This window comes from Lacticaseibacillus hegangensis, assembly GCF_003946465.1.
GTDB classification, from domain to species: Bacteria; Bacillota; Bacilli; order Lactobacillales; family Lactobacillaceae; genus Lacticaseibacillus; species Lacticaseibacillus hegangensis.
The window spans coordinates 21,092-30,489 of record NZ_RHOL01000033.1 but is presented as its reverse complement, the minus strand read 5'-3'; the positions used below and the strand labels follow the sequence as shown (position 1 = coordinate 30,489).

12 protein-coding genes are annotated in these 9,398 nt (G+C 55.1%); 3 read left to right on the top strand and 9 right to left on the bottom strand.

Translation table 11 applies throughout. The annotated features are described in order from the left end of the window. Positions 1-378: 378 nt before the first annotated feature. Positions 379-759, bottom strand: coding sequence for a CvfD/Ygs/GSP13 family RNA-binding post-transcriptional regulator (locus tag EKM86_RS10115; RefSeq protein ID WP_125757603.1), 381 nt, complete (start codon positions 757-759; stop codon positions 379-381). A gap of 70 nt (positions 760-829) precedes the next feature. Next, positions 830-1,405: a peptidylprolyl isomerase gene (locus EKM86_RS10110; protein WP_125757601.1), complete on the bottom strand. Its 576-nt coding sequence runs from the start codon at positions 1,403-1,405 to the stop codon at positions 830-832. Between the two features lie 120 nt (positions 1,406-1,525). Between EKM86_RS10110 and EKM86_RS10105 the strand changes: the two genes are divergently transcribed. From EKM86_RS10105 to EKM86_RS10095, 3 genes are all read left to right on the top strand, one after another. Continuing rightward, a complete protein-coding gene (locus EKM86_RS10105) occupies positions 1,526-2,515 on the top strand; it encodes an NAD(P)/FAD-dependent oxidoreductase (protein WP_125757609.1) in 990 nt (329 codons plus the stop codon). A gap of 15 nt (positions 2,516-2,530) precedes the next feature. Further along, positions 2,531-3,052 carry a phosphatidylglycerophosphatase A family protein gene (locus tag EKM86_RS10100; RefSeq protein ID WP_125757599.1) on the top strand — a complete coding sequence of 174 codons (522 nt, stop codon included), beginning with the start codon at positions 2,531-2,533 and terminating at the stop codon, positions 3,050-3,052. An 80-nt stretch (positions 3,053-3,132) separates the two neighbouring features. Next, entirely contained in the window at positions 3,133-3,774 is a 642-nt protein-coding gene (locus EKM86_RS10095; protein ID WP_125757597.1) for a VTT domain-containing protein, read from the top strand. A gap of 44 nt (positions 3,775-3,818) precedes the next feature. Here EKM86_RS10095 and EKM86_RS10090 read toward each other — a convergent pair whose 3' ends face one another. The 7 genes from EKM86_RS10090 to EKM86_RS10060 all read right to left on the bottom strand — a co-directional run bounded on the left by EKM86_RS10090 (position 3,819) and on the right by EKM86_RS10060 (position 9,336). Continuing rightward, positions 3,819-5,036: a hypothetical protein gene (locus EKM86_RS10090; RefSeq protein ID WP_125757595.1), complete on the bottom strand. Its 1,218-nt coding sequence runs from the start codon at positions 5,034-5,036 to the stop codon at positions 3,819-3,821. A gap of 12 nt (positions 5,037-5,048) precedes the next feature. Further along, positions 5,049-6,239 carry a hypothetical protein gene (locus EKM86_RS10085; RefSeq protein WP_125757593.1) on the bottom strand — a complete coding sequence of 397 codons (1,191 nt, stop codon included), beginning with the start codon at positions 6,237-6,239 and terminating at the stop codon, positions 5,049-5,051. Beyond that, complete coding sequence (locus EKM86_RS10080; protein WP_125757591.1) at positions 6,239-6,925, bottom strand: ABC transporter ATP-binding protein; 687 nt, start codon at positions 6,923-6,925, stop codon at positions 6,239-6,241. Before EKM86_RS10080 ends, EKM86_RS10085 begins: the two co-directional genes overlap by 1 nt. A 133-nt stretch (positions 6,926-7,058) precedes the next feature. Continuing rightward, positions 7,059-7,682, bottom strand: a complete 624-nt coding sequence (locus EKM86_RS10075; RefSeq protein ID WP_125757589.1) for a TIGR01906 family membrane protein — start codon at positions 7,680-7,682, stop codon at positions 7,059-7,061. Between the two features lie 3 nt (positions 7,683-7,685). Beyond that, complete coding sequence (locus EKM86_RS10070; protein ID WP_125757587.1) at positions 7,686-8,462, bottom strand: TIGR01457 family HAD-type hydrolase; 777 nt, start codon at positions 8,460-8,462, stop codon at positions 7,686-7,688. A gap of 8 nt (positions 8,463-8,470) precedes the next feature. Next, positions 8,471-9,004: a YutD family protein gene (locus EKM86_RS10065; protein WP_125757585.1), complete on the bottom strand. Its 534-nt coding sequence runs from the start codon at positions 9,002-9,004 to the stop codon at positions 8,471-8,473. 89 nt (positions 9,005-9,093) lie between these two features. Continuing rightward, positions 9,094-9,336, bottom strand: a complete 243-nt coding sequence (locus tag EKM86_RS10060) for a hypothetical protein (protein ID WP_125757583.1) — start codon at positions 9,334-9,336, stop codon at positions 9,094-9,096. Positions 9,337-9,398 lie beyond the last annotated feature (62 nt).

Below are 9,398 nucleotides of genomic sequence, written 5' to 3'. Positions count from 1 at the left end.
ATTAATTCTTTTCAACTTTCATTGAAAAGCCCTATCACATTTACGAAACTTTGTTCAGTTTTCAAAGGACTACCTTGCCGTTAAGGCAACTTTGATAGTATATCTTAGCGACATATTGATGTCAAACCCGAATTTTCAGTGTGAATAAATATTCACGCTTACCGAATGCTCCGCTGGCCGAACCGGCCTGTCTGTTTGACAACAACAAATATCTTACCAGCCTTAAGCCCCTAGCGTCAACACAAATTTCCTCTTTCGTGAAAAAAATGGTGACGCCGAAGAATGAGGGCTTACGCTTCCGCTTTTCCGGTCAAAGCCTGTCCATAACCCGAACGAATAATTATACGAACGCCTAATCATTCGAAAAAAAGCACGCGGTCACTTACCCGCGTGCTCGTCTAAAATCTTGGAATACTCCGCAACCCAGCCATCAAGCCGGTCTGCGATTGGCTTAAACCCCGCGTGCACCTTACGATTGGTCCAGTAGTGTTTACGATGCCGGTAGGTGGTCATCGCCGGGTCAGGCTGCAGCGCCCGCACTGACAAACTGATTTTGCCTGAAAACTCGTCAATGTCCAAAATAATCACCGAGACTCGCTGCCCAACTGTAAACAGCTCATCCAAGGCTTTAACGAACCCATGCTGACACTCCGAAATGTGGATCAGTCCCTGGTGACGATCATCAAGCAAGACGAACACTCCGTAAGGCTGAATGCCAGTCACTTTACCGGTCACAATGTCCCCGATCCGATAATTCATCCTGTCACTTCATTTCTATAGTAACTTCACTTACTCAGTATACGTGAAACAGCCTCGCCGCTCAAACACCCTAGGCGATCTCGATCGACTCAATCGTAATGGCGGTGTTCGGCTTGTCGGCGGTCGTCTTCACTTTGCTAATCGCCTCGACCACGTCCATGCCCTCGATCACCTGACCAAACACGGTATGATGTCCATCCAGCCAAGGCGTCCCGCCCTGCTCGTAGGCCTTAATGATCTCCGCGGGATAGCCTGCCTGCGGCATCTGCGTCTTCATCTGTGGGTTGAGGTGCTCGTTTGACACCACGAAGAACTGGCTCCCGTTGGTGTTCGGCCCCGCGTTAGCCATTGATAGGGCACCCTTGAGGTTAAACAAGTGGTCACTGAATTCGTCCTCAAACGGCTGGGCCCAGATACTTTCGCCGCCGGCACCGGTACCGGTCGGGTCCCCGCCTTGAATCATAAAGTCAGGAATCACCCGGTGAAACGTGATGCCATCGTAGTACCCGCGAATGGCCAGGCCAACAAAGTTCTCGACTGTTTTTGGCGCCTGCTCGGGAAACAGCGCGAACGTAATGGTGCCCATGCTGGTTTTCATGATAGCGCGTTGCCCGCTAAAATCGGCTAGTTCAAGTTGTGGATACATAAAATGGCCTCCTGTAATTTGTGTTGGCAGTAGTATACCACACGCGGGGTAAAGTCATGGTTGACCTGGTCAAAATATGATACGGTTAGCGTGTTAATTCTTTTGATGAAACGAGGAACGATAATGGTATCTCATACATACGAAGTGACCGTGATCGGCGGCGGGCCAGTCGGCATGTTCGCCGCTTTTTATGCGGGCCTGCACAGTGCAGACGTCGCGCTAGTGGAAAGTCTGGCCGACCTGGGTGGCCAAACCGGCAATCTGTATCCTGCCAAAATTCTTTACGATATTGGCGGCTTTCCCGGCATCAGTGGCGCCGATCTCATTAACCAACTCGAGCAACAAGCGACCCACTTCCACCCCGCAATCATGACCGGCCAAACGGTGGAGACCATTGACCGCCAAGATGATGGCACCTTTTTACTGACCACCAGTCAAGGCTCAATCACCACTAAAACCGTCATCATCGCTACTGGTGGCGGTGCGTTCACGCCGCGCCGGCTGGCGGTCGACTACGACCCGGCACTTGACGACCAGAATGTCTTCTACTTCGTCCGCGACCTGGCCGATTTTGAAAATCAAAACGTGGCCATTGCCGGGGGCGGCGACTCGGCCATCGACTGGGCACTGGCGTTGGCGCCGCGCGCGAAACACGTGGACTTGATCCACCGGCGGAATCAGTTCCGCGGGCTGGAGTCCAGTGTCGAGCAGCTGCAGCAAAGTCCCGTGCAGCTCCACACCCCTTTTTTGATTGAAAGTGTCGACGCCGCCCCTAATGATAAAATTACCGTCCGTCTGAAAGAGGTTCGCGGCGATCGCAACGAGACGCTGACTGTCGACAAGTTGCTAGTCAACTACGGCTTCATGAGCGAAAATAAACAGCTGCGCAACTGGGACGTCGCCCTCGATCGCGGCAAGATCAAGGTTGATTCGCAGATGCAGACCAGCCGCGAGGGGATCTATGCCATCGGCGACGCCGCCAGCTACCCAGGCAAACTCGACCTGATCGCCAGCGGGTTTGGCGAAGCCCCAATCGCCGTCAATGAAGCGCTCAGCTTTTTATATCCCGACCGCCGGCAGGCTCTGCACAGCTCTCAGCTTTACCACTAAAAAGAGGTAATGGTTATGTCAGACCAACAAAGTGTCACAAACGAACAAAAGCTTTACGAACACACACTCGCGCTACTACATGAACGCGGTGTTGAGCCTCAGGCAATCGGTGAGCTGGTGATGTTTCTGCAGGCAAAGTTCATTCCCGGCCTCACGCTTGAAGACGCGACGGCCAACGTGATGATCGTGCTGCGCAAGCGCGAGGTCCAAAACGCCGTGATGACCGGCATTCAGCTGGACAAGCTGGCAGAAGCCGGGAAGCTCGAGCAACCGCTTCAGCACATCATCGAGGAGGACGAGGGCTTGTACGGGGTGGACGAAATCCTCGCATTTTCGATTGTCAACGTATACGGCTCGATTGGCTTCACCAATTATGGCTACATCGACCGCGTCAAGCCCGGCATTTTGGCCAAGCTGAACGCCCATGAACCGGGAATCATTCACACGTTTCTGGACGACATTGTGGGCGCCATCGCCGCCGCTGCGGCCAGTCGCCTCGCCCACTCCCACCCTGAGCTGGAGGACGACAATTATTAAAGTTATCCTAAGAGAAGGTTTTAGGCGCGAGCGACCCCGTATAATTAGCGGCAATTGAAACTGCCAAACGGAGGACAACGATGACCCAACTGATCGACTTTATCTTGCACATCGACACGCATCTGGTGACAATCGTCAACAGTTTCGGCAACTGGACCTACTTGATCCTGTTCATCATGATTTTCATCGAGACAGGGCTAGTGATTTTCCCGTTTCTGCCGGGTGATTCATTGCTCTTTGCCGCCTGTGCCTTGGCCGCCAATGAGATTTATGGTCTGAATGTCTGGCTTCTATTCGCTGTGTTCCTGGCGGCGGCCGTCATCGGCGACACCGTCAACTACGAAATCGGTCGCCACCTCGGTCTGGCCGCCTCGAACAGCTCGCGCTTCGGCCGCCTGATCAACCGCGAGAAATTAAAGTCCGCCGAGGCTTTCTTCAACCGCCACGGCGGCAAGACCATCGCGATTGCGCGCTTCATGCCACTGGTGCGGACCTTTGCCCCATTCGTGGCAGGCGGGTCCAACATGCATTACGGCAAGTTCATCCATTATAATCTGCTCGGCGGGTTTCTCTGGGTGACCATGTGCTGCGTGGCCGGGTTCTTCTTCGGCAACCAGCCGTTTGTCAAAGCGCACTTCTCGCTGGTGGTCATCGGCATTGTCATCATTTCCTTGATTCCAATGCTGATCACAGCATTGCGCAGCCGCAAAACTGCTGCCTAAACCTTTAAAAACGGGTTTGCCTCAACATCAGGCGAACCCGTTTTTTATCGTGCGGCCGCAAAACGTAACCGCTGCCGCGCCGCCTGGATCAAGCCCCCACAGATAAACAAGGCCAAAATCCAGACCACAAAGGTTACGGCGACAGTACCGAACGCCACCTCACCGTAGCTGCCCGAATACAAAATGACGGAGGGAAAAACGGTGTGCGCACTCGGCACGTAGGTCCGCAGTGCCGGAGCAATCAGCCCCAGCAGCTGCAAGCGATTGGCGAACGCCACCACCGCAAGTACCAACATCCCCACTAGCAGATTGCGGCTGACCAGGCTGAGGCAAAACGCCAGTCCAGCAAACACCAGCCACCACAGATTGATTATCAGCCATTCTTGACCCAAACCCTGCGCCAGTGACATGGTGCCAACGTGACTGTTCAGTGTGTAGACCAGCGGCTGCAGCCACGTGCCGAATTCATGGCCCGGCAGCAGACTCATGGCAAGCAGCGTCGCGACGGCGCCAATCAGCAGGATCACGTTAAGCAGGCCCAAGGTCACCCCGCCGCGGATCAGCGCCTGCTCCATCCCCGAAACCGGCGCAGTGCGCATCATCGTATCTGTCGTCAGCCGACGGTCCTGAAAGTAGACGTCGCAAAATAGGGTGAGGCCCATGATCAGCAGCAGTGCAGTGAGCAGCTCAGCATCCTTCCCATTCGGGGCGGAGAAGTAGTTTTGGAGCCCGAAAATTGCGGCAAAATTGCCCGTCACCGATGTCATGGCATCAACTTGGATCAACCGATTCGGTAAGTGTTTGACCATGTAGAGCATCAGCGCATTCAATTCATCATTATTGGAGCTGAGATAATTGAGCTCTTCAATACTTTTCACCGCCTGCGGATCTTCTTGAGCAGCCTTCAGGATGGCCTGATTCAGGTGCCGATAGTCGTGCTTTTGATAATCGGCCAGCATTGTTTTCATCAGCGCTTGCGCCGTGTTATCACCCTGCCGGTCCGCAGGCAACTTGGCAGCCGCTTTTGTATCAGCCTTGATGTCATGTTCCAAGTAGCGCATATTCCAAGCGGCTTCACCGGTTGTCGTGGCTTCGTCCCAATCGGTTTTGTACCCGGTTTCTGGAAAGCCCACCCCATGCCGTTGCAAGTGGTTTTCCCAGCCAACGCCCAAACTCCCCATGACCGCTACCAGCACGATCAGCCAGAAGAGGTGCAAGAGCCACGGCTGTTTCTTCAGTTCAAGAATCACTTGTCCTGTCATCTCTGCTCCCCCCTATAGCTGCTGGCGCCGGCTGACGATCAGTGCACACAGGCCGTACAAAGCCGCGGCCCAAGCAAGCAGAACTACGATGCCGCCAGCAATGCTGAGAATTGGCCAAGCGGTTTGATGTGTGATCACGCCGCTGAAATCAAAGTACCCGCTTGGCAGCCAACGCACCACCCCGCGGCCCATTGACGACCCCGCCACCTGGTTTGTCCCAAGCAACAGCACTGCCGCAGAGACGGCCAGATTAACGCCGAAGTTGCCGCTGAGCAAACTGACTAGCGCGCTCAGCATCATCATGAACAAGACCGCAGCCAACAGGATCAGGATGAGCAGCCCCATGAACTTCGCCATTGTCATGATCGCCACGTGCCGCCCATCTGGCGAGTACACCAGTGGGTACTGCCAGTTGCCCCAGCCAAATTTCAGGCCGACAATCAGATATACCGTCAACAGTGCGAACCCGAACAGTGGGAGCGTCAGCACCAAGAAGGTCCCCATACGCGCCGTCAACAGCCCAAGCTTGTTGACCGGCAAATTATTCATAAACCGAATGGTGCCGGTCCGCTTTTCCGTGGTGAACAGCTGCCCGAGCTGAAGCGCAAACACGCCAAGAATCAACAGCGGCGATACATGCCGGAGAAACTGGAACGGCAAGTACGCGTCCGACGGGACATCGGTTTGAGTCAGGGGCAGTTCACGCAAATGATGTAACGCCAAGTACCGGTAGAACGTCACTTCTTTCTGCTGGCCTAAAACGGTTGAGTCGGTGGGCCGATCAGGGTGATTGATCAAGACCAAGCCATTGGTTTGGCCCTGCCGAGTTTTTTTGAGGTTATAGCGCGCGTACTTCAACAGCGCCCCGTCCAGCTGCGTCGGCGTGTTCATGGGCACCGGACTGCTCACGCTTGCATTGAGCGTCATAATCTCCTGAAGATAGTCGCGCTGCGTGTACTTCTGGTTTAATTGCGCCGTTTGTTTGGCGGTCTTTGCGTGATCTTTTTCCAGCGTCTTGATCGTGCCAGTCACGGACTGCAACGCGGCCTGATAGGCGCCGTCGACCTGGCGAGCCGTGCTATCGGTTTGATCAAGCGCCAGGAAAAAAGTGGTCAACAGCAGCAGCACGAAGGCCACGTAGACCACTGCATTGGTGCTGCTAAACAGGTTCTTCTTGAGATCGAACTTCAGCTGCGCGAACATCACGACGCCTCCGTTAAGAAGCGCTTCGTGTACTCTGCCATCATGTCCTGCCCATCGTTGGGCAGCACGTCAAGCTTTTGATTCTTCAAAAAGAAGACTTGGTCGCACACCCGGCCCACGCTGTCCATCTGATGAGACGACACCAAAAGCGTCTTGCCCTCCTCGCGCAGCTGGCGAAACATGGCTTCAAACTGCTGGATACTGCTCGGATCAAGGCCGTTTAGGGGCTCGTCGATTAGCATCGTCTGGGCATTGCTAACAATGTACATCGCCAGGAGCGCATGTTGCTTCATCCCCAGGGAAAGCCGCTTGATGCGCGTTTTGGCGTAGCTCTGCATGCCCAGCGAGGCGACGGTTTCGCCAATGTCGACCGGCGATTGCCACACCCGCTTGACGTAGCGCAGGTGGTCTTGCACGGTCAGATCAGGGTACAAGTTACTGGAGCTTTCCAAGAAAAACAGCTGCTTGAGAAACTGGGTGTGCTTTTGCTGCTGATCGATGCCATTCACTAAAACGTGAGCCTGGCTAATTGGCAGCAGGCCGCACAGCAGACGGAGCAGTGTGGTCTTCCCGGTGCCGTTTGGCGCCACCAGCCCGGTGATTTGCCCGTCTGCCAGCGTGAAGCTCACGTCAGCTAGGATAGGCTTGCGTTTGAACGCAAAAGTCAGTCCCGAAACCGCTAACATTTTAATCGCCTCCTCATAATTAACTTAAATATACCACCGTTTTTTTATATTCATATCAAACTTTAATAGTCAGTCAGAACTTTTTCCCGAAGCATGAAAAAAGCCCCACCAATCGCCGGTGAGGCAAGCAGCACTATTGCCGCAGGCGCGCATCACGCCGGCCGCTGACGATGGCCCAGAGCATCGCGAATTCAAAGAGGATAAGCGCCAGCGCAAAGCATGCCGCGAAGAATTCCTCTGGGAGCACATTGATGATGGGATCGACCGCGGGGTCAAACAACCAGTCGGCATTGCGGAAGAGCAAATGGTGGAATGTGATGAAGACTTCGTTGAAGTTAACGGCCATGAGCACGCCGAGAAGCAGCGGGACCAAGGCGCCGACCGAGGCCTGACGGACCAGCAACCAGCGGGTGTGTGTCCGCCGCATGCGCGCCAAAAGCCGCACTGCCGGAATCACCGTGAGCAGAAACACCACAATCGCAAGGATAAACAGGTGCTTCACGTCGGCGAAGTGCTGGGCCCCACTGGCCGACCAGCGAAAATCTGGTAGGTCAAAGGACAGTCCCGGTACCTGCAGGTAGGCCATCAGCCGCAGGTAATTGTGATACAAACGGCCCGCACTCATGCCGGCCACGCCGCCCAGGTCTTCGAAATGGATGAATAGCGGATACAGCAGGTAGGTCAACAGCACCGTCGCCCACACGGCGGCACTGATCACAAATAGCCATAACAGCAGGCTTTGGCCAACTCGTTTCATCGCTTAAACCTCCCAGTCCGCGAGGCTTGCCACCTGGTGCGTCGGTTGCACCGCCTGGGCCTTGACCTGCTCGCGGGTGGAGATGCCCGTGTACACCAGCAGCGTATCGACGCCGGCGTTGATGCCGGCTTTGATGTCGGTGTTGTAGTTGTCCCCCACCATCACGACCTGGTCGGCGCGCATGTTCATTTTACGCAGCGCTTGGTCCATGATGATGCGCTCGGGCTTGCCGATGTAAAAGGCCTTTTGCTGAGTGCTGCGTTCGACCAAGGCAATTACTGAACCGGCACCAGGGACGTGGCCGCGCTCGTTGGGCAGATTCGTATCGGCGTTGGTGCCGATGAATCTAGCGCCGCGCTGGATAGCCAGCGTAGCCAGCTCGAACTTATGGTAGGTCACGTCATAATCCAGACCCACCACCACGTAATCGGGATCGACCTCGTTGAAGCGCAGGCCGACATCGAGCAGCGCCTGCTTCAGGCCCAGCTCACCAATGGCGTAGACGGACTTGCCGCGGCAATCACCGCCGTTGTCTTGCTGGATCCAGCTCGCCGTCGCCAAAGCCGGGGTGTAAACCTGGCTGGGCTCGGCGTGGACGTCGTGATTATGCGCCAGGTTCCAGCACACATCGGCCGGAGACTTGGTGGTGTTGTTCGTCAAAAATAAAAACGGGATGTGCTTGGCCTGCAGGCGTTCGACGAAGGCCTTGGCCTCCGGGATGCGCTCCTTGCCGCGATACATCGTCCCGTCCAGATCGATCATGTAACCCTGATAACTCAAAATGACTTCTACTCCTCATTCGAATCGCGCGTGCGGATCGTAAAGTGACGCTTGCGCGGTTTATTTTTGGCCACAGTTTCGGCCTTGCCGCCATCAACGGTCGCCGGCCGGCTAGCCTTTTCCGAGTATGGCTTGCGACTGGTGCGGTGATGTGCCCCACGACTTCGACGCCGGGGCTTGACTGCCGGCGCGTCAAGACGTTCCAGCACAAAGTAGGCACACCCGAAGTTGCAGTACTCATACAGATAGTCCTCAAGCGTGGAAATCAGCTGGTCCTTGGTGGCACGACGGTTATCATCTTTGTAGAACCCGCGCAGCCGCAACTGCTCGTAGCCCCAGTCGCCAACGATGTAATCGTATTTGTCGAGAATATCCATGTACCGCTCGGCAAACTTGGCCTTGTCAAAGGCCTGCTTGTGGTCCAGCACCAGCTGATACCGCCGGCCGCCCACTGTGATCATGTCAGGCGCAACTTGCAGGATCTCGACGATGGGTTCCGCCGGCTTGTGTTCCGGCCGTTCTTTTACTGTACGCTCTGCCATGGTCATCCTCCTTAAACCGGTTTTGATAAGTCTCAGTATAACACGAGGTAGTCGCCAACGAAAAAAGCGCCGGCAAATTGCACGACGCTTTACTGCGGCTGCTCAAGTTTGGCAAACGCGGCTTTGAGCTTAGGCTGCTCTTTTTCTGGCAACAACAAGGCTAGCTGCGGCCAAAAGCTGAATTCCAGATAGTCCTTGGTGAAATCCCCCTGGGCCAGCTTACGAAATCCTAACGTCAAAAGCGCGTTGGCCTGCGCGGCCTCACTGGCTGGTGCAAGCGCCAGCACGGTGCGCCGCAGCGCCTGCAATTCACTCGTGACCTGCTGATCCATCCTACCGCCCCCGATCTGATGGTTCCAGTCTACTAGGAAAACAATTAGAAATCAATGTGAAA